The following is a 19512-nucleotide window of genomic DNA, read 5'->3' on the forward strand; positions in this document are numbered from 1 at the left end:
GGGGCGGGAAGTGCCCGTCAGGAACCCGCCGGACCTTGCGTCGCAACGATTTCAATCTGCTCTCCGGCGCTGGCGATGTCAATGCCGGGCGGCCCATTCGAACCATTCCCGGGCCGGGTTGGTCACCGCAGGGGCCGAGCGGTCCAGCCCTGGCTGCGCCGCCCACCTCACGCCGTTGGCGAGCACCCGCTGGACCTGCGGATGGTGGTACACGGGGTACTCCTGGTCGCCGGGGCTGAAGTAGAAGATCCTGCCCTTGCCCCGGGTGAACGTGACGCCGGAACGGAACACTTCGCCGCCGGCGAAGGAACTGATGAAGATCAGGTCGTCGGGGTCCGGGATGTCGAACAGTTCGCCGTACATTTCCTGCTCGGGGATGACGATGGGGCTCTCCACGCCTTCCGCGATGGGATGCGACGGCTTCACCGTCCACACCAGCTCGCGCTGGCCGTCGTTCCGCCAGGCGAGGGAGCAGCTGGTGCCCAGCAGCCTGGTGAAGATTTTCGCGAAGTGCCCCGAATGGAGCACGATCAGTCCCATCCCACCGAGCACCTGCCGGTGGACGCGTTCGACGACGGCGTCACTCACCTCGTGGTGGGCGATGTGGCCCCACCAGAGCAGGACGTCCGTTTCCGCGAGCACCTCCTCGTCCAGGCCGTGGTCGTCGTTGCTGGCGAGCACCGCCGTCGTAATGTCCGCGTCCGGGTAGTAGGGCCGGAGCCCCGCGGCGATGGCGCCGTGGATACCATCCGGGTAGATATCGCCGATATGGGCGGGCTCGTTGTTGGCCTCGTGGACGCCCTCATTCCAGACCCGGATCCTCAGTTTTCCGTTCATTTGAGCCTGACCTCCCTCTGCTCGAGTGCCGACTGGTAGCAGGCGTCGATGATCTGTGCCCGGTAGAGCGCCAAGGAGCCGTCATGCTCGGCCCAGGCCGCTTCCCCGTCGCGGACTGCTGTCACGAAGTCTTCCACCACGGCGTCGTGGGCGCGGCCGGGCAGCACCGGCGGCACGTAGTCGGCTGACTCGCCGTCCTTGTCCGTGAACACCCGGAGCTGGCCCACGGGCGGGAACGGAGCCCCGTGCACCTTCAGTTCGGCGCCGCCGTCCGTGCCGTAGACGGTGAAGTCGAGGAGATCGTCCGTTTCCCGGTATGTTGCCCAGCCGGCCTCGATCAGCAGCGTTCCGCCGCCCTCAAGGCGGAGGAACGCAGAGGCGAAGTCCTCCACTTCGAAGGCGTGGCTCGTGGCCTGGGCCGAGTACCTGCTGCCGCCGCCCCGTCCCTGCGGGCCCAGCTCCGAGTGGGTGGCGGCAGAGACGGCCACCACCTTCGGTTCTCCGAGCAGGTGCAGGGCGTAATCCAGTGCGTGGACGCCGATATCTGCCAGCGGTCCGCCGCCTGCGAGCTCGGGGTTGGTGAACCAGCTGCCCAGGGTGGGGATGCCGGAGCGGCGGAGCCAGGAGGCCTTGGCGTAGTAGGGGCGGCCCAGGCCGCCGGCGTCGATGACGTCCTTGAGGGCCTTGATGTCGCCGCGGCGGCGGTGGTTGAACGCCACATCCAGGACCCGTCCGGCCTTGCGGGCAGCATCCACCATGGCCTGGCCCTCCACGGCGTTGCGGGCGATCGGCTTTTCGCTCAGCACATGGATTCCCCGCTCCAGGGCCGCGATGGCAATGGGGGCGTGCAGGAAGGTGGGAACGGCCACGCTCACGGCGTCCAGGCCGCCGTGGTCCAGCATGTCCTGCCAGTCGGCGAAACCGTTGGGAATGGCGTATTCGGCTTGCAGGTCCGTCCGGAGTTCCTGCTCCATTCCTGCCAGCGAGACGATGCGGATGCCCTCCAGGTCGCTGTAGGCCTTCAGGTGCTGCTGGCCGGCCCAGCCGATGCCGACGACGCCGACGCGGAGCTCCTTGGCCGGGGCCTTTCCTGGTTCCGGGGGCTTCGGGCCGGGGCTTTGCTGGTAGTTCAAGGGTGCTTCCTTTTCGGTGCCGGGCTGGTGCTGGACTGGGTTTGTGGAATCGATTCCAAAACGGTTCGCAACGAACCCAAGGGGCGTTTGGAATCGATTCCAAAAGCTTGTCAGCAAGAGCGCGGGGACGTCAACCCCCTCTCAGTTCTTCGTGGAGTCCCTGATGACCAGTTCGTGCGGGAGGAACATCCGGCCGCGGCGGTGCACCCCCGGCTCCGTCATCCGTTCCAGGAGTGCCCCAAACGCCACACGGCCCATCTCATAGGCGGGCTGCCGGATGGTGGTCAGTTCCGGAACGCACATCTCCGCCTGGATGGAATCGTCGAAGCCGGCAACCGCCACGTCCTCCGGAACCCGGAGGCCGGCGTCGGTGATTTCCCGGACGCAACCGGCCGCCACCGTGTCGCTGCCACAGAATACGGCGTCGGGAAGGTTGTCCGCGGCGAGGAGTTCGCGGGTGAGCCGACGGCCGGCGTGGAAGTCGAAGTCCCCGGCGGCAAAGAGGCTCTGTGCCGCCTCCAGGCCTGCCTCGGACAGCGCTTCGCGGAACCCCTGTTCGCGCAGCCGCCCGGACCGGGCCGCCCGGTTGCCGATCATGGCAAGCCGCCGGGCGCCGGTCCCGATGAGGTGCCGGGTGATGTCGCGGGCGGCCTGCCGGTCATCGATCGAGACGCCGAAGGCTGCTTCCGACTCCGCCACCTCGCACAACTGGACCACGCTCAGCTGGGTTGCAAGGGCTTCCACATCGTCGTCGGGCATGGTGGGCGAAAACAGGACCAGCCCGTCCACGGACCCGTTCCGGAGCATGTCCACCAATTGCTGTTCGCGATCCGGGCTTCCGGCGGTTGGGGCAATCAGGCTCACGTAGCCGGACCGTGCCGCGGCATCGCCCACCCCGCGGAAGGCTTCGCTGATGACCGGGGACTCAAGGTTCTTGGCGAGGGCCAGGATGCGCATGGTCCGGTCGCGGCGCAGGTCCCGGGCGGAGGCGAGCGGCCGGTAGTTGAGCTCCCGGATCGCCCCGGCCACCTTCTCACGGCTGGAGGCGCTCACCGCGGGACTGCCGTTGAGGACGCGGGAGACCGTGCCCACGGATACTCCCGCCGTTTTGGCGACGTCCTGCACGGTCGCTCGAGCCATTCCAGTGTGTCCTTCCGGGGCCGGGTCCTGCCGTGTTTGGGTGTTTTTCAGCTTAGCCGCCAGCCGGCCGCCGGCAGCGTGCCCGGCGTCACGCGGAGCACGCTTTCGTCCCGCCGCGGTGCCGTGTCCGGCGCAAACCCGGCCTCCGCCGTCGGACGTTCCCGCAAAAGCGTGCCTGCCGTGACGCGCGCGTGCCTCCTGCGCGTGGCGTGGCGCCTGAAACGGGGGAGTGGATGCCTGAAATCACCATTTAACACACCGGAAACCCACCCGGGAATTGCCGCCATACAGTTGGAATCAGACGGCAACAGCCGCCCCACCCGCTGAACGTGGTTTCTCCGGCCACGTCCCTCCGCAGAGCGGCTCTGACGGCAAACGACCGTTCTCTCTTCGCATCACGAAAGGGGTTTCCCATGGATTCGGGAAATGTCGCTTGGATTTTGGCCAGCTCGGCGCTGGTGTGCATGATGATCCCCGCCCTGGCCCTGTTTTACGGGGGCATGGTGGGGTCGCGCCGCATTCTCAACATGATGATGATGTGCTTCGGCGGCGCCAGCCTGGTGGCCGTCCTCTGGGCCCTGTTCGGCTACTCGATGGCCTTCGGCAACTCCGTGGGCGGCCTGGGCCTGATCGGTGACGTCACCGAATTCCCCGGCATGGGGCAGCTGCTGGCCAAGGATGACTCCGCGTCCATCCCCGTCATCCTGTTCGCAGCGTTCCAGCTGTTCTTCGCCTGCGTCACCACCGCACTGGTTGCCGGAGCCGCCGCCGGGCGGATGAAGTTCGGCGCCTGGATGGTGTTCGCCGGCATTTGGGCCACTGTGGTCTACTTCCCCATCGCGCACTGGGTGTTCGCGTTCGACTCTGCGGACGGCAGCACGGTGGGCGGCTGGATCGCCAACGGGATCAAGGCCATCGACTTCGCCGGCGGCACCGCGGTGCACATGAACGCCGGCGCTGCCGCCCTGGCCCTGGCCCTGGTCCTGGGCAAGAGCTCCGGCTGGCCGAAAATGGAACACACGAAGCCGCACAGCCGCCCCTTGGTCCTGGTGGGCGCAGGCCTGCTGTGGGTGGGCTGGTTCGGCTTCAACGCAGGCTCCGCGCTCGCCGCCGGCCAGTCCGCGGCCGTCGTCTTCCTCAACACCGCCGTCGCCGCCTCCGCCGGCCTGCTTGCCTGGGCCCTCGTGGAGCGGGTCCGCCACGGCGCCGCCACCAGCATGGGCGCCGCCTCGGGCCTGATCGCCGCGCTGGTGGCCATCACCCCGGCCTGTGGCGCCGTCAGCCCGCTGGGCGCCCTGGCCATCGGCGCCATCGCCGGGGCCGTCTGCTCGCTGGCCATCGAATGGAAGTTCCGCCTCGGCTTCGACGATTCGCTCGACGTCGTGGGCGTCCACCTGGTCGGCGGCATCCTGGGCACCCTGCTGATCGGCCTTTTCGCCACCGACAAGGCCCCGAACGGCGTCAGCGGCCTGTTCTACGGCGGCGGCTTCGACCTGCTCGGCGTCCAGGCGATCGCGACCGTCAGCGTCCTGGCCTACTCCTTCGGGATCACCTGGCTCCTGGCCAAGATCCTGGACAAGGCCATGGGGGGCCTGCGCATCAAGCCCGAGGACGAATTGCGCGGCATCGACCTCGCAGCCCACTCCGAGCTCGCCTACCTTACGGATGAGGACCCGGTGGAACTGGGCTCGCCGCAGCGGGTGTAACCGCCGCAACGCGCCGGGCGCCCGCCTGCTGGGGGCGGCGCCCGGTGGACGCTTCCGCGTCGCGGGTCCCAGCGCACGAGTCAGGGCCAAACCTTGGACCGGTGCCGGCAACCGCCGGCTTATAGTTCCAGGGTTTGGCCCTTCGGCGTGCCTACTGTTCCGTGCAGGCCAGGATGCCGCCGCGCACTTCGAGCACCGCGGCACGGACGTGGCTGAGGCGCGTCCGCGGGTCCGGCGACATGGTGCCGATGTCCTCACCGTCCCAGCAGGGATGCGTGAAGTAGACCAGCAGCGCCCGCTCCGCGCCGCCGTCGCCCGGGTCCCCGCCAAGCGGCACCACATCCGCGTGGCGTCCGACGACGGGCCGTCCGTCCCAGGACTCCGGCGCCGTGAGGATCAGCCCGCCCAGGTGCTCCTGCCGGGTCCAGTTTCCGGTGCCGTCCACCGAGCGGTACACCGCCTGGCCGCGCCATTCGTCCACGATCATCCAGTACCAGCCGCCCAGCACGAAGACCTTGGGGCCTTCGTGCGGCCGCCCCGGGATGGCCACCCCTTCAAGGACCCACGACGACGGATCATCCGGGGTGTCGCTGACCGCGCTGAAGGTATTGGAGCCGCGGGTTTCGTCCTTGTACCAAAGCCGGTACCGGCCGTCCCCGCACCCGGCGACGGCGGCGTCAATGACCCGCGGTGAATCCAGGTCCACAGCGCCCAGGTACTCCCACTTCGCCAGGTCATGGCTGGCGAACTGCACGATTTCAGCTTTCCCGCTCCAGTCCGTCCGCCGCCCGCCCAGCACCGTCAGGTACATGATCCACCGTTTGCCGATGCGGACGACGTCGGGAGCCCAGAGGGTTGCCGGTGGTTCCGTTCCGGGCGGGATGAGTCCCTCAACGGTGCCCTGGTAGCGCCAGGTGGCGCCGCCGTCGGACGACCTCGCAGCGCCGATGCCGGTCCCATGAACCCACTCGACGCCTGTCAGCCCGGGCGCTGTGGCGCGCCGCTGGGTGTAGAGGAGGACCCACTCACCGTTGAGGTGGTCGGCCACGAGGATGGGGTCCGTGGGTCCATCCCATACCGGATCCCGGTACGGGAGGGTGAAGGCGTCCGCGCGCAGGGGCGGTGCTGTCAGGGCAACGGTTTCCTGGGCGGCCGGCTGCTGGTGCACAGTCTTCTCCAACGTTGTAGTTTTGTGGTGGAGTCCATCATATGCGTCAAAACCGGGTGCTACTCCTTGAACAACCCCGCCAGGTCCTCCGCCGTGATGGCGCCGCCGGCCAGGGCATCGCCCTCCATGACGTCGGCGAACAGCTGGGACTTCCGGGTCTTCAGCGCCATGACCTTCTCCTCGATGGTGTCCTTGGCCACCAGCCGGTACACCATCACGTTCCGCGCCTGCCCGATCCGGTGGGTCCGGTCCACGGCCTGCGCCTCCGAGGCAGGGTTCCACCAGGGATCGAGGAGGAAGACGTAGTCGGCCTCGGTGAGGTTGAGCCCGAATCCGCCGGCCTTGAGCGAAATCAGGAACACCGGCGCGCTGCCGTTCTTGAATTCGCTGACCACGTCGGCGCGGTTCCGGGTGCCGCCATCGAGGTAGCAGTACTCGATCCCTTCCTCGTCCAGCCGCTCCCGGACCTTGCCCAGGAATCCGGTGAACTGGCTGAAGATCAGGGCCCTGTGCCCCTCTGCCACGAGGTCCTCGAGCTGCTCGAAGAGGACATCCAGCTTCGAGGACCGCACCGCGGACAAGGCAGGATCCACCAGTGAGACGTCCAGGCTGAGCTGCCGCAGCAGCGTCAGCGACTGGAAGATGGTGAACCTGTTCTTGTTGACGTCCTCGATCAGCCCCAGGATCTTCTGCCGCTCGCGCTGCAGGTGCGTCTGGTAGACCTTCTGGTGCCTCGGGTTCAGCACCACTTCCAGGATCTGTTCCTGCTTGGGCGGCAGGTCCTTGATCACCTGGTCCTTGGTGCGCCGCATCATCAGCGGCCGGACCCGCCGCCGGAGCTTCTCCAGCTGCGCTTTGTCGCCGTTCTTTTCCACCGGCTTCTGGTAGTACTCCGCGAAGCGCTTGGGGCTGGAGAACAGGCCGGGCGCCACGATGGACGTCAACGCCCAGAACTCCATCAGGTTGTTCTCCAGCGGGGTGCCGGTGATGGCCAGCTTGAAGACCGCCGGCAGCTTCCGGGCGCACTGGTAGGCCTTGGACTGGTGGTTCTTCACGAACTGCGCCTCGTCCAGGACCAGCCCTGCCCAGGACCGGGAGGCGTAGGCCTCGTAGTCGATGCGGAACAAGGCGTAGGAGGTGATGACGACGTCGGCCCCGCCCAGGGCCTCGGCCACGTCCTGGCCGCTCTTCCCGAACGTCTCGCCCACCGTGCGCACGGTCAGGCCGGGCGCGAAGCGGGCGGCTTCGAGCGCCCAGTTGCCCACCACGCTGGTGGGTGCCACCACCAGGAAGGGCGCGACGCCGGCGGGTTGGGTTCCAGGGCCGGCGGCAGCTCCGCCGTCGTGCCGGTCTCCGGACGGCTGCTCCCCGGACGCAAGCCCATGGTCCTTGGCAGCGCACATCAGTGCCAGCGCCTGCACGGTCTTGCCCAAGCCCATATCGTCGGCCAGGACGCCTCCCAGCCCGTGCTTGTACAGGAAGCTGAGCCAGTTGTAGCCTTCCAGCTGGTAGGGGCGCAGCTCGGCGTTCAGGGACGCCGGCAGCGGCAAACCGTCCACCCCGCCCTCCAGGAGCCCGCCCACGGCCGAGCGCCAGGCGGCGGCCTGCTGGTCCACGATGCCCAGCTGCGCCAGTTCGTCCCAGAGCCCTGCCTGGAAGCGGCTGATCTGCAGCGGCGCATCCTTGTTGTCCTGCAGCGAACGGGCTTCCTCGATCAGTGCCCGCAGCTGGTGCAGTTCCGGCAGGTCGAGCGAGAAGTAGGCGCCGCTGGGCAGCAGCATCTTGGTCTGTCCGGAGGCGAGCGCGGAGAACACGGCTGCGAAGGAGACGGGCTGGCCTTCCAGGGAGATCTGGATGCCGAGGTCGAACCAGTCCCGCTGTTCGGTGGCCTTGGTGGAGATCGACACCACCGGTGCCTCCTCCGCTTCGCGGTAGTCGGCGATCTCGCCCACGGTTTCCACGTCCACGTCCGGGGCTTCCCGCAGCCTGGGCAGCAGCTCTTCGGTGAACGCCAGCGTATCCAGGCCCTTGAGTTCCACCGACGCCGCCAGGCGCGGAGTGCCCCAGCCGCCCGTGGCGGACTCGCCCAGGGCGGCCACGGTGTCCCAAGGTTGGCCGATTCCTTCCAGGATGCGGGACTCGGCGGTGTCGTCCCGGTAACCCTGATCGCCGGGGTGCCGCCACAGGGGCTGCGCCGTGACCAGTTTTCCGGTGCGGTAGTGCCACTCCCAGTGCAGCCGCACCCGGTGGTCCGCCCCGTAATTGGCCAGCAGGGACAGGGTGGGGACGGCCAGCTCGGGGAGCTCCACGGACTCGTCCCGCGCCGTGACCCGGGCAGCCTGCTTGAGTTTGGGGTAGAAACCCGTGAGGAACCGCGATTCATCCTTGGCGGGAATGTGGAGGGTGCTGCCGGCCGTGACGAATGCCAGGAGCTCTTCGCTCAGCCCGTTCTCCAGCGGCGCCAGCGTTATGGCGCCGTCCGGATCCGGGACGCCCGGCAGTGCGGCCTCACCGGAGGTGAAAAAGAGGCCGTGCGCGGGCCGGCCGATGGTGCCTACCGCTGCCGGATCAACCTCTTCCCCCGCCACGGTGATGGTGGGCGACAACTCCAGCCCGGCGTCGGACACTGGATTTCCGGAGCCGCCGGGATCCGCCGGCGCCCCGAACCTGCTCAGGGAAAGCCCGACGGCGGCGGGGTCCTCCGCGACCCGGACCGGCTCAGCGCCGCGCGAGTGGACCAGGGCCAGCCCGATCTTGCGGGCATCGGAAAGCAGGCCCCACAGGTTCTTCCCGGCATAGGAGTTCAGGCCCAGCCACAGGCCGGAAGAATTGTGCATCCGGCTGGCGGACGGCGAGTGCCCGGCCAGGAACTCCTGCATCCATTCCACGTGCGCGTGGTTCGATTCGCGCCGGAAGTTCAGGTAGCTCAGCGTGTTCCACGAAACGTCCCCGCGGATCCACTTGCCCTTGGCCCCCATGATGACGGGCCGGACTTTGAGCTGGCGCACGCCGCGCACCGGGTCGCGGCGGCCGGTGTAGGAGAAATGCGGCGGCGGCTCTTCAACCTCGAACTGCAGCGCCAGGGGAACACCGCTGGTCGAAGGCGCGGCGCCGGGCTGGGAAATCAGCGGGCTGAGGGCCTGCTCCCAGTCCGAGAGGGCCGCGGAGGGGGCGCGGGAGACCTGCGTGGCCGTGGACGGGGCCAACAGCTGCATCCGGATGGCCGGGTTGTCCTCCGCCGCGAAGAGCAAGGCAGCCACATGCTTGCAGTCCTTGCGCACGGGGCAGCTGCAGACGCCAACGGTGCAGCTCCAGCCGCCCGCCTTGCGGACCAGCTTGGCGGTAGTGGAATACGGAACTTCCGCGCCGCCCCGGACCTTGCCCAGCATGAGCCCGGTACCGGCGTCGAACGACATGCCCGAAACCCTGCTGGCCATGGCATACGCCAGCCCGGCCGCGAGGGAACGGTCGTTGATGGCGGGTGTCTGTATTGCCAGTGCCGCACTTTCGTCCGGTTGGGATGGCATGGTGCGCGCTACTTTCGGCAGGCCACGGCGGAGCCGGGTCCGGTGGGTGGTTATCTGATCCATCTTAGTTCTCCCGGCAGCAGGCCCATGTCCCGCGCTCTTTCTTGGGCCGCCTCGAAAACTTCGCTTGACGTTCACTTCCTCCTCAATGCTGCCGTGAACTGGCCCCCGTAGCGTGAACAGCGTCCGGAGCACCACCACCCCAGCAGCGAGGAATTCCATGATCACCACGCCCCAGCCCGTCGTCCTGACCAGCAGCAGCATTGAAGCGAGCGATGAGGAAGCGGTCCAGGCCAACGTCACCGTCATCGACGCCATGCATACGGCCCTGCTCCGCACCGAGGAAATGGCGCCGGTGGCTGTCCGCAGCTACTACGTCGATTTCTACCTGACGCAGGCGCTGGAAGGCGGCTTCGCGCAATACGCCTTCCTGGCGCTCGACCGCACCGCGACGGACACGCTCATCCGCGAGGGCATGGCGGGCATGGGGGCCACCGCGCACCTGGAACTGTTCAACCGCGCCGTCGAATGCTACGACGCGCTGTCCGGGGAGGAAACGGAGCTCTACCTCGACGGCAGCGTCGATGACAGCGGCGATGTCCCCGACGCCGTCCTCCGGATGGAGGAGCTGGACGGCGAATTCGAGGAGCTGCTGGAGCAAGAGAACATCACGGCGCTCAACGCCGGCTGGCTCCGCCGCCAGGCAGACCTCGTGGTGCTCGACGACGAGGAGGTGGGGCCATACATCCAGGGCCTGGTTGCGCACATCCCGGACCTGCCGGAACGCCGCGCCCAAGCCGATGCCGAAGCCCTCGAGGACGCGCCGGACTTCGAAGTGGTCATCCGCGAACTGTGCGACATTGCCGGCGTCGAGCTCACGAAGATCACCATGGGCGACCCCAACTACATTCACGACGGCGAAAAGACCCTGGCGTGGCACTTCAGCACCGACAACGGCGACTTCCTCATGGTGGAAGAGGAGGACGAGGCTTTCATGATCAATCCCGAGACCCAGGAGATCGTGGCCGCCGTGGAATTCGAGGACGCAGACCTGGTGGAGGCCTAGCAGCGCGGGTGGCCGCTCCGTTCCCGGCGCGGCCACCCGGGGAGGCCGGAAATAAAAAAGCAGACACCCGTAACCTCCGCCACGTCCCCGGCGATGTAGTCAGTGATGGGTCCGCCCGCCGGGCCCAATAGGACGTGTTGTCTAGGTTTGGAGAAGTTAAATGTCTGTGTTCACCGTGCTCGCCACCAGCAAAGTCGCCGCCGGAGTCCTGGCTGCAGGAACCCTGGCCGTTGGCGGAACCGGCGCCGCCGCCATCTCGGGCGTCCTGCCCACCCAGGCCCAGCAGACGGCCCATGAAGTCTTCGGCGCACCGGCCCCCAAGCTCGGCGCCGACGCCGCGGCCAACGGCCAGGCCACCCCGGCGCCCACCGCCACCGCCGCCGTTTCCGACGCCCTGAAGACCGCTGACGCTTCCGCGGACGCCGGCGCCAAGGCCACCGGCACCGCTGCGGCCGGAGACGAAAAGGTCTCCGCCACCACCACCGCCTCCGCCGACGCCAAGACCGCTGTAGACGCTGCCGGTCCGGCTGCCCTGGGCCTCTGCACCGCCTTCGCCAATGGCGGACTGAACGCGTCCTCGACGGCGTTCTCCTCGCTGTCCATCGCCGCCAAGGGTGACGCGAACATCAAGAGCTACTGCGCTGACGTCGTGGCCAAGGCCGACGTTGCCGCCAAGGCTGCTGCCGCAGCCAAGGGTTCAGCCTCGGTTGAGGCCGAAAAGCCCGCGGTTCCGTCCGTGCCCGCCGTCCCTGCCGTTCCGGGCGCCGAAGGCAACACCACCGTGCCCGCCGTTCCGGCCGTTCCGGCAGTGGGTGGCAACACCGCCCACGCCCCTTCAGTTTCGGTCCGCTAAGGCAGTTGGCTAGTCTGGACTGCGGCTGCGGCCGCAGTCCGGGCACCCGGGCGGGGTGCGCATGCCTGGGGACAGCACCCCTGAACCACCCGCAACAAGGCAGCCGGAAGACCACGGAAACTGGCAGTCCATACCGCAAACCGGGAAAGCCGCGAACCGGATCCCGGGATGGAGGAGCCGCTGGTGCTAGACACTTTGGCCCAAGAAGAGTCCGACATATTCGACAACGCAGCCGGAACGGATCCGGCCGCGTTGTTCGCTGCTGCCTACAGAACCTTTGCGGGGCCGGTGCAGGGCTACCTCAAAGCACGCGGACTTGATGACCCCGAAGCCGTCACCCAGGACGTCTTCATGGCGTTCTATCCCAGGATCGGCAACCTCACCGGCGGGCTGCAGGGCGCCAAGTCGCTGCTCTTTTCCATCGCCCACGCCCGCATGGTGGACTACTACCGCCGGCTGGAGCGGCGCCCCCAGCTGACACCGTACGACCCCCAGCACGACGGCCGGACAACCCCGTCCGCGGAGGACCACGCCGTTGAACTGACCGGCGGAGCCGCCGCCATGCTGGAAGGACTCAGCGAAGAACACCAGGAGGTCCTGGCCCTTCGCGTCGTGGCTGACCTGTCCATCGAACAGGTGGCCGCCATCATGGGCAAGAGCGCCGGAGCCATCAAGCAGCTCCAGCGCCGCGCCCTGCAGAACCTTAAGGCCCAAACGCTCAAGAGAAACCAGGCGAATCATGAGTGACACCGCAGGACCCCGCAACGACGGGGTGGTTGACGAACTCCTGCTGGAGGCAGGCCTCGACGACGACGGCCAGCTCCGTGACGCCCTGCTCGACCTGCGTTCGCTGGCAGCCGGGACCCCGGAGCCTTCAGCCGGAATCGCCGCCCTGATGGCCGGCGCGGCAACCGCCGCCCCGGCCACCACCGTGCTTCACGCCGTGGCCCCGGCAACGGCGGCGCTTCCTGCGGCCAAACCGGCAGATGAACTGGCCGCCCGCCGCAGGGCCAAGCGCCGTATTACGCTCACCACGCTCTCCGTTGCCGCGTCCCTCGCGGCCGGCGGCGCGGTCGCCGCCGCCTCCGACCAGGGATTCCGTGATTCGTTCAGCCAGCTGAACCAGGCAGTCACCTCCTTCGTGACCGGTTCCACCGCCGCACCCGCTGGCACCAAGGGCGGGGAAGTGCCGGTGCCTGGCCCCGCGCCGACCCGGCCCGCGGCCGCCAGCCCGGAGGCCGTTCCAGCGGCACCTGCAACCGCTCCGGCACCCGCCGGCGGGGCGTCGTCGTCGGCTGCCTCGCGGCCGGGCAGCACCCCCAGCCACGGATCGTCCGCGTCCCCGGCCCCGAAGCCGGCCGGGGTGCCGGCGGAGCCGTCACTGCCCACGGAGGTCCCCGGGGACGTCAGGAAGGGCCTGGAGCAGGCACCGAAACTCCCCGTCCCCGTCCCCACCGGGGTCCCGCTTCCCGGCAAAGCCACAGACGTTCCCCTGAAGTAAGCCGGACTGCCGTCGAAGGCCAATCAGTAGGCCTGCCCCGCCGCCTTGGCCATGGCACCTGACGGATCGGACAGGAACCACACGCCGCCGACGCCCTGGCCGAGGGTGTCTCCGGGTTTGGTGTCCTTGGCGAAGTAGTACAGGGGCATGCCGTTCAAGGTCACCTGCTTCTTTCCGTCCGCGCCCGTGATGGTCCCCAGCTTGCCGGTGACCCCCTCCGCGGTGGGCGTCCCGGATGTGGTGGTCAGCGGCGGCCACTGGACGGCGCAGGAGCCGGTGCACGCGCTGGTGCCGGAATCCTTGGTGTCCTTCGTGAAGAGGTAGAGGCTCATTCCCTTTCCGTCCACCACAATGCTGCCCGCGGCTGAGGAGGACGCCGTCTTTAGCTCGACGGCGGCCCCGGCCGGCGAGGATGATGCGGAGGACGAAGGCGAGGAGGCGGAGGACGCGGAAGCCGCGGTGCCTGTTGCCGGGCTGGTGGCAGCCGGCGCGGTGCCGGAGCTGCTGCCGCAGCCGCTGAGGGCTGCGGCGAGGGCCAGGATGGCGAGGCCCGGCCCGAGATGGTGCTTCATGGTGTGCTCCCTTGGCTGGTTCTTTCCTTGGTAGGGCCCGGCGTCGGATCACCGGACGCTAACCCCTACGACGCCTTCGGGTGAAGAATGGTTCACACGATGCGCGCGATTGAACCTTTTCCGCCCCGCGGGCGTCGTAACAGCCGGAAGCGCAGGGTTTCGGCGACAAGCCAGGTGACGGGAGGGTGGGATGCCGCTCGATGACGGCGTGGTGGAGGCAATCTACCGCGAACACGGCAGCGCCCTGCGCCGCTTCGTGCTCAGCGCAATCCGGGATCCGCAGCTGGCGGAGGACGTGGTCCAGGAAACTGTGCTCCGCGTCTGGCAGCACGCCCCGGACATCAACGGCAGCTTCCGCAGCTACCTGTACCGCACAGCCAGGAACGTCATGATCGACAACTATCGCCGGAGCCAACGCCGGCCGGCTGAGGCCCTCGGAAGCGGCCTCGCAGATCCCGTCGAGGTGGTGGGACGCGTCGACGACATGCTTAACCGGGTGTTGATGGAGGAAGCGCTGTTGAGGCTGAGCAAGGAACACCGTGAGGTCCTGGTGGCCCTGCACTACCGCCGGTTCACGGTCAACGAGGCGGCCGCCCAGCTCAATATCCCCAGCGGCACGGTCAAGTCCCGCGCGTACTACGGGCTCCGGGCCCTGCGCACCATCCTGGACGAGATGGGGGTGGAACGGTGAGCGCCAACCCGCACCACCTGCTCGGCGCCTACGTCCTGGGCGGGCTCGATCCCCAGGATGTCGCCGTCTTCGAAAGCCACCTCCAGGACTGCGCTGCCTGCCGCAAGGAGCTGGCATCGCTGGAAAAGGTGCCTGTGCTCCTGGACGCCCTTCCCGTCCCTGACGCCCTGGCGCTCACCGCGGTACCCGGTGGGCGCGAGGATGCCGGAAGCAACGTTCCCGCCCGCCTTTTCGAGGAACTGTCCCGCCGGCGTCGGAATGTACGACGGCGGTGGGTGGCTTTGGCGGGCGCCGTTGCGGCCGCGTGCCTGGCAGTGGGCCTTGCGGTGGGGCCCTTGCTGGTCAGGCCGCCGCAGCCGGATGCCACTTACTCCGTGGCTTCCGGGGACGGGCTGCAGGTCCACATCGACATGGCGCGCAAAGCCTGGGGGACCGAGCTCGCCGTGAGCGGCAGCAGCTTGCCCGCGGACGGGACGCTTTCGCTGTGGGTCCGCGACCGCGCCGGGGGCGAGGACCGTGCCTGCGCCTGGTCGGCCACCCCCACGGGGAAGGTCAAGGTCACCGGGGCAACGCCCATCCAGCTGGCCAGCATCTCCAGCGTGGAACTGCGCGACGGCGCCCAGCACGCGGTGGCGGTGATTACGGTTCCGTAGGCCCACCCTGCCCGGCGTTCATCGCCCGGAACTCTGCCACCAGCGCCTCGTCCTCGCAGGCGCGGGCGAAAGCCTCGATCCGCCGTTCGATCTCGTACCCGAGCAGCCGGCTGCCGATCCGCTCCATTGCTGCCCGGAGGACGGCCGGCCGGCAGGAAAAGGTGTACTTCCAGACCGCCCGTGTGCCGCCGTCGTCCGCGGTGAAGCGCCAGCCGCCGCCGAAATTATCGAAGAACCACGGACCGGACACCATGGTCATCCCGACGCTGCGCGGCGGCGCGAACGAGACATACTGGCTGACCATGGACAGGCCCAGCCGCGACCTTGTGCGGGTCCGGACGCCTTTTCCGGGAGCCCGGGCGCCGTCCAGGAACCCCTGCGCGGAAATGAAGGGATCCCACTTCAGCCGGAAGGTCCCGGTGGTTTGGGAGAAGGCAAAGGCAGTATCCGGGTCGATGCGGATGAAACGTTCGGCTCGTACCTGGGGCATGCCCCAACCCTAGCCACCCGCACCGCCGTTTACTTGCTCATTTTTGCCATCCGGGCGCGCATTACCATGTACGCGCCGTAGCAAATCAGGCCCGCCCCCACCGCGGCGAGGAGGTACGGACCCAGAGGCTGGTCGCGGAGGGCGCGCAGGCCACCATCGAGGCCCGTGGAGTCCTCCGGGTGCTGTTTCACGGTGGCCACGACGATCAGCAGGCCGGCGAGCAGCAGCACCGTTCCCTTCGCCAGGTAGCCGGTCACACCCAACGCGGTGACCGCCGTCCTGGCCGGGCCGGGAGCGGGCATCCGCAGCTGTTTCTGGAAGGACTTCTTGGGTCCCCTGATGCCGTACACCACGCCCGTGACCGCCACCGCCACGCCGATCAGCACCAGCAACGCCACACCGCCGGGCGCCACCATCATGGAAACGGTGAAGTCGCTGGTGGCCTTGCGGTTGTCGCCGCCGGAGCCGGTGCCGGTGACGAAGTGCCACAACGTCAGGGCCAGCACGGCGTAGACGATGGCCTGCAGGACGGCTTTGGCCTTGTTCTTCGCTTTGGTCTTGGTGGGCTGGTGGTTGAAGTCGAAGATCGCATCGCTGGTCTGCCACAACGACAGGGCGGCGCACGCGGCGAAGCTGCCCCACAGCAGGAAGGGGCCAACGGGCATGGTGGCCAACTCGGCCACGGCCCCACTGAAATCGGCGCTGCCGGTACCGCCCACGGCGAGCCGGATGGCAATCGCCCCCACCAGCAGGTGCAGGATGCCGCTGACCGCGAAACCCAGCCGGGCAAGAATTTCCAGGACACGCGAATTCGTGACGTCTTCGGCCTTGTCAACGGCCTGCTGCAATTCTTTTTTGATCGTCGTTCCTTTGGCCAAGCGCGGTGGTGCGCTGGTGTGCGTGCCCTTCTTACAAGGGCAATCGTGCCACGCCGGCCCGGTCCGGAACAGCCGGCCCCGCAAGCGTCCGCCGGCCGCCGCACGGCCCAGCCGTTGCTCCCGAGTACGGGGATGGGGAGGGATCCCCATCGCCGGGCCCGGCCACCTGTGCAACCATAAGGACCAGCGATTCACACGCACTGCACACTTTCCGGGGGAAACCATGACTTTTTACGGCGCTGACGTCAGCCAGTTGCGGGCTCTGGCCAAGGCAGCGGACCAGGCGGCGTCTCTTTTGAGCAGCCGGGCCGGCACCCTGCACAGCCAGATCCAGTCCGCTCCGTGGAAGGGACGGGACGGTGAGCGCTTCCGCCAGGAGTGGAGCGGAAGCCACCGGCCCAGCCTGGACAAGGTGGTGGCCAGCCTGCGGGAGAACTCAAAGGTCCTGATGCGGCAGGCCGACGAGCAGGAAAAAGCCTCCACCGTGGGTTCCGGCGGTTCCGGGACCAGCACCTGGGACCGGCTGACCTCGCTGGCCGCCCAGGCCCGGGAGTGGCTGAAGGAGAAGGCCGAGGCGGCCAGGGCGGCAGCCGAGCACCGCCAGGAACTCGAAGCCGGGCTGGAGCGCATGGTCAACGCCAGCCCGGAAGAGCAGGCCAAGTGGTGGGACAGCCTGTCAGCGGCAGACCGCAAATACCTGATAGAAGGCGAAGGCAGTGACGGGCCCTTCGCCGAGGACCTGATGCGCATGGACGGCGGCATCCCGGCCGCAGCCCAGCAGTTGGCCAAGCAGCACCTCCAGGAGCTTGCCAAGGCGGATATCCCGATCTACTCGGAGACGGGCAAGGCCTCCATCGAGGCCCGGGTGGCCTGGGTCCACGGCGGCGCCGAAGTGGGCACCGAAGTGGTGGAGAACGCCGACGGTTCCGCCACCATGAAGGTGTACGGAAACATGGGCCTGGGCGTGAACGACACCACCGGCACGGCAGGAGCCACCCTGACCGGGGAAGTATCCCGTGAGTACACGTTCGCCAGCGTGGAGGAAGCCATGGCGGCCCGTGAGCAAATGTACAAGGACCTGCCGCCGGACAGCATCGGCGATATCAAGGACGTGGCCGGAAACCCGCCCGGCTACATCCTGGACACCATCAACGATGCCGCCCACGACAACGGCTCCACCGGCCAGACGGACAAGGCCAAGGGAACGTTCTCGCTGGAGGCCTCGGGCGAATCCGGCCCGGCGTCCGGCTCGGCGAAGCTCGACCTCGCGTACGAGCGCAACCTGACGGACGGAACGTCAACGGCCAGCGGCGAGGTCTCGGCACAGGGCAAGCTCAACCTGGACGGCCGTGTCTTCGAGGCCTCCGGCAAGGGGGGCCTGCAGGTCAATATGGACAAGGGCAACAACATCGATTCGGTGTCCGTCTCCATGGACGGGACCGTGGCCCAGGGCGTCACCGAAGGCGTGGACGGGAAGGCCGCCAAGTTCGACTCGACCGTGACCGCGGGTACCCAGGGAACGGTCAAGATCAACGTGGATTACTCCCCGGAAAACCGGCCCGTCATCGACAGCTACCTTCGCAACGTTGCCCTCGGCAATGAGGCCGGTGCTGCCCGGGACGCCGCCAGGTTGTACGAGGCCGGCTCCGCCACCGTCCAGGTGAACTCCGTGGTCACCGCCACCAACGAGGCGGGGTTCGACGTGAAGCTCGGCGAGGTGGAAGTGAAGACCGAGAACCAGGCCACCACCAACGTCTCCACGTACTATAAAGTCCCCAACGACACCAAGCTCGAGAGGCTCTGAAACCATGTCAGTGCACATCGAATCCCCGCTGGGCTTCACCGCAGACTTCCCCGAGCACACCCAGGTCCTGGACGACTCCACCGCCGGGCCCAACAGCGAGCAGTACGGCCTGCTGGGCGGCGTCCTGGTCACCGTGATCAAGGACGACACCTCCGTCCAGGATGCGCCGCAGGCCAACGGCTGGGCCCACCTGATGTCCGACTTCTACCGCGAGGAGCGCGGCGGCACCCTGCTGGCCGAGGGCGAGCTGAACCTCCCCGGCAAGTCCGCGTATGGCGTGGTGGTGGGTTATGACGACGCCGAAGGGGCGGCCAAGGTGGCAGCCACGGTAGGCGTGTGGGAGAGCGGCCGGTTCATCGGCGTGGTGGTCATCTGGCCGTACCTGAACGCTGAGGCGGAGCCCCGGCTGGACATGCTCAAGGAGATCGTGGCCGCCATTAACGTGGGATAACGCGCCCGCGCTGCAGCAGCCGGGAGGGCCTTGCCGTTCGGCGTGTCAGCGGCGGCGGTAGCAAAGATCGAAGATCAGCCGGCCGGCCTCGTGGGCCTTCGCCTCGAAGCTGGTCCGGATCCTGCCTTCGAACCGTGGCGCCCAGCCGCCGGTTTCGTCCACGCCTTCATTGGGACCGGTGTGCCCGGTGCTTACGGGCGCCCGTCCTTCCCTGACCGGTGCACCGCCCACCAGTGATTCGACGCCGGACTGCCACACCTGGGTGAGCGGGCTTTCAGGTCCGCGGCGCTCGCCGGTGTGCAGGTTTTCGAAGTCCGCCGAGCCGGCCATGACGTCCCGGACGTGGATGGCGTAGTTGGACCAGTCGGTGGCGATCCGGAACAGGCCGCCTGGTTTTAACGCCTTTGCCGCCAGGGCGGCGAACTCTGGCTGGATGAGGCGGCGCTTGTGGTGCCGCGACTTGTGCCACGGGTCCGGGAAGAAGACCCACAGTTCGCTGACGGAGCTTGCGGGAAGCATGGTGGCCAAAACCTCCGGGGCGTTGGCCTCCACCACGCGGACGTTGGTCAGGCCGCGGCTGTTGATCTTGATGATGGTGTTGGCGAGCCCGGGCGTGTAGACCTCGACGGCCAGGAAGTTCGTGTCCGGGTTCTGTTCTGCCGCGTGGCAGATGGCATCGCCCAGTCCGGACCCGATCTCGACGACCAGCGGGGCCTCGCGGCCAAACTCGGCTGCTGCGTCGAAGGTGTAGTCGGGGTGGACCGAGGTGTTGGCCACGTGCCGGGGAACGTCCACGGCCCACCGCTCCGCATGCTCGGCCCAGGCGGCCTGGCGGCGGCCCTGCAACCGGGTGCCGCGGCGCACGAAACTGACCGGCCGGCCGCCGTAGGTACCGAAGGAGGCTTGGGTTCCGGGCGTGACAGGCCTGGGGACATGCGGCTGCTGGGGGTTTTCAGGGGATTCGCTCATCCCTTCCAGAATAGCGCCGCGAAGGGAACGGCGGTCAGGGCATCATTCGGGCAGCCCGGCGCAGCGCGCTCCT

General features: G+C 68.1%; 18 protein-coding genes. 9 read left to right on the forward strand and 9 right to left on the reverse strand.

Features of this window, described 5'->3' with window-relative positions:
- Positions 1-78: 78 nt before the first annotated feature.
- The 3 genes from C563_RS0104215 to C563_RS0104225 all read right to left on the reverse strand — a co-directional run bounded on the left by C563_RS0104215 (position 79) and on the right by C563_RS0104225 (position 3110).
- Entirely contained in the window at positions 79-837 is a 759-nt protein-coding gene (locus C563_RS0104215) for a ThuA domain-containing protein (protein WP_018760786.1), read from the reverse strand.
- On the reverse strand, positions 834-1970 hold the full coding sequence (locus tag C563_RS0104220; RefSeq protein ID WP_018760787.1) for a Gfo/Idh/MocA family protein: 1137 nt from the start codon (positions 1968-1970) through the stop codon (positions 834-836). The genes C563_RS0104215 and C563_RS0104220 overlap by 4 nt, the downstream gene beginning before the upstream one ends.
- 141 nt (positions 1971-2111) lie before the next feature.
- On the reverse strand, positions 2112-3110 hold the full coding sequence (locus C563_RS0104225; RefSeq protein ID WP_043423748.1) for a LacI family DNA-binding transcriptional regulator: 999 nt from the start codon (positions 3108-3110) through the stop codon (positions 2112-2114).
- Positions 3111-3523: 413 nt separating this feature from the next.
- On the opposite strand from C563_RS0104225, the gene C563_RS0104230 reads away from it, so the two are divergent.
- Positions 3524-4816 (forward strand): ammonium transporter, encoded by a 1293-nt coding sequence (locus C563_RS0104230; protein WP_018760789.1) that lies wholly within the window; start codon positions 3524-3526, stop codon positions 4814-4816.
- Positions 4817-4967: 151 nt separating this feature from the next.
- On the opposite strand, the gene C563_RS0104235 is transcribed toward C563_RS0104230, so the two are convergent.
- Entirely contained in the window at positions 4968-5996 is a 1029-nt protein-coding gene (locus C563_RS0104235; protein ID WP_155845096.1) for a family 43 glycosylhydrolase, read from the reverse strand.
- Positions 5997-6043: 47 nt separating this feature from the next.
- The gene (locus C563_RS0104240; protein WP_026264359.1) at positions 6044-9511 is read right to left on the reverse strand and encodes a DEAD/DEAH box helicase; all 3468 of its coding nucleotides are present in this window, start codon (positions 9509-9511) and stop codon (positions 6044-6046) included.
- Between the two features lie 220 nt (positions 9512-9731).
- On the opposite strand from C563_RS0104240, the gene C563_RS0104245 reads away from it, so the two are divergent.
- The 4 genes from C563_RS0104245 to C563_RS0104260 all read left to right on the forward strand — a co-directional run bounded on the left by C563_RS0104245 (position 9732) and on the right by C563_RS0104260 (position 12931).
- A complete protein-coding gene (locus C563_RS0104245) occupies positions 9732-10577 on the forward strand; it encodes a DMP19 family protein (protein WP_018760792.1) in 846 nt (281 codons plus the stop codon).
- 160 nt (positions 10578-10737) lie between these two features.
- Complete coding sequence (locus tag C563_RS0104250; RefSeq protein ID WP_018760793.1) at positions 10738-11430, forward strand: hypothetical protein; 693 nt, start codon at positions 10738-10740, stop codon at positions 11428-11430.
- A gap of 168 nt (positions 11431-11598) precedes the next feature.
- Positions 11599-12177 carry an RNA polymerase sigma factor gene (locus tag C563_RS0104255; protein ID WP_018760794.1) on the forward strand — a complete coding sequence of 193 codons (579 nt, stop codon included), beginning with the start codon at positions 11599-11601 and terminating at the stop codon, positions 12175-12177.
- Positions 12170-12931 (forward strand): hypothetical protein, encoded by a 762-nt coding sequence (locus C563_RS0104260; protein WP_018760795.1) that lies wholly within the window; start codon positions 12170-12172, stop codon positions 12929-12931. The genes C563_RS0104255 and C563_RS0104260 overlap by 8 nt, the downstream gene beginning before the upstream one ends.
- 23 nt (positions 12932-12954) lie before the next feature.
- Here the strand turns inward: C563_RS0104260 and C563_RS0104265 are convergent, their stop codons facing one another.
- Positions 12955-13503, reverse strand: a complete 549-nt coding sequence (locus tag C563_RS0104265; protein ID WP_018760796.1) for a COG4315 family predicted lipoprotein — start codon at positions 13501-13503, stop codon at positions 12955-12957.
- Between the two features lie 190 nt (positions 13504-13693).
- Between C563_RS0104265 and C563_RS0104270 the strand changes: the two genes are divergently transcribed.
- The gene (locus tag C563_RS0104270) at positions 13694-14194 is read left to right on the forward strand and encodes a sigma-70 family RNA polymerase sigma factor (RefSeq protein WP_018760797.1); all 501 of its coding nucleotides are present in this window, start codon (positions 13694-13696) and stop codon (positions 14192-14194) included.
- A complete protein-coding gene (locus C563_RS0104275; protein WP_018760798.1) occupies positions 14191-14847 on the forward strand; it encodes an anti-sigma factor family protein in 657 nt (218 codons plus the stop codon). The genes C563_RS0104270 and C563_RS0104275 overlap by 4 nt, the downstream gene beginning before the upstream one ends.
- Here the strand turns inward: C563_RS0104275 and C563_RS0104280 are convergent.
- Together C563_RS0104280 and C563_RS0104285 are read right to left on the reverse strand one after the other, a co-directional pair.
- A complete protein-coding gene (locus tag C563_RS0104280; RefSeq protein ID WP_018760799.1) occupies positions 14834-15337 on the reverse strand; it encodes an SRPBCC family protein in 504 nt (167 codons plus the stop codon). The two genes, C563_RS0104275 and C563_RS0104280, sit on opposite strands and share 14 nt — an antisense overlap.
- Positions 15338-15366: 29 nt before the next feature.
- Positions 15367-16185, reverse strand: a complete 819-nt coding sequence (locus tag C563_RS0104285; protein WP_018760800.1) for a DUF1206 domain-containing protein — start codon at positions 16183-16185, stop codon at positions 15367-15369.
- Positions 16186-16438: 253 nt separating this feature from the next.
- Between C563_RS0104285 and C563_RS0104290 the strand changes: the two genes are divergently transcribed.
- Together C563_RS0104290 and C563_RS0104295 are read left to right on the forward strand one after the other, a co-directional pair.
- Positions 16439-18019 (forward strand): hypothetical protein, encoded by a 1581-nt coding sequence (locus tag C563_RS0104290; RefSeq protein WP_018760801.1) that lies wholly within the window; start codon positions 16439-16441, stop codon positions 18017-18019.
- Between the two features lie 4 nt (positions 18020-18023).
- The gene (locus C563_RS0104295) at positions 18024-18470 is read left to right on the forward strand and encodes a hypothetical protein (protein WP_018760802.1); all 447 of its coding nucleotides are present in this window, start codon (positions 18024-18026) and stop codon (positions 18468-18470) included.
- A gap of 45 nt (positions 18471-18515) precedes the next feature.
- On the opposite strand, the gene trmB is transcribed toward C563_RS0104295, so the two are convergent.
- Positions 18516-19439, reverse strand: a complete 924-nt coding sequence (trmB, locus tag C563_RS0104300) for a tRNA (guanosine(46)-N7)-methyltransferase TrmB (protein ID WP_018760803.1) — start codon at positions 19437-19439, stop codon at positions 18516-18518.
- Between the last annotated feature and the right edge of the window lie 73 nt (positions 19440-19512).

The organism is Arthrobacter sp. 135MFCol5.1 (assembly GCF_000374865.1).
Classification (GTDB): domain Bacteria; phylum Actinomycetota; class Actinomycetes; order Actinomycetales; family Micrococcaceae; genus Arthrobacter.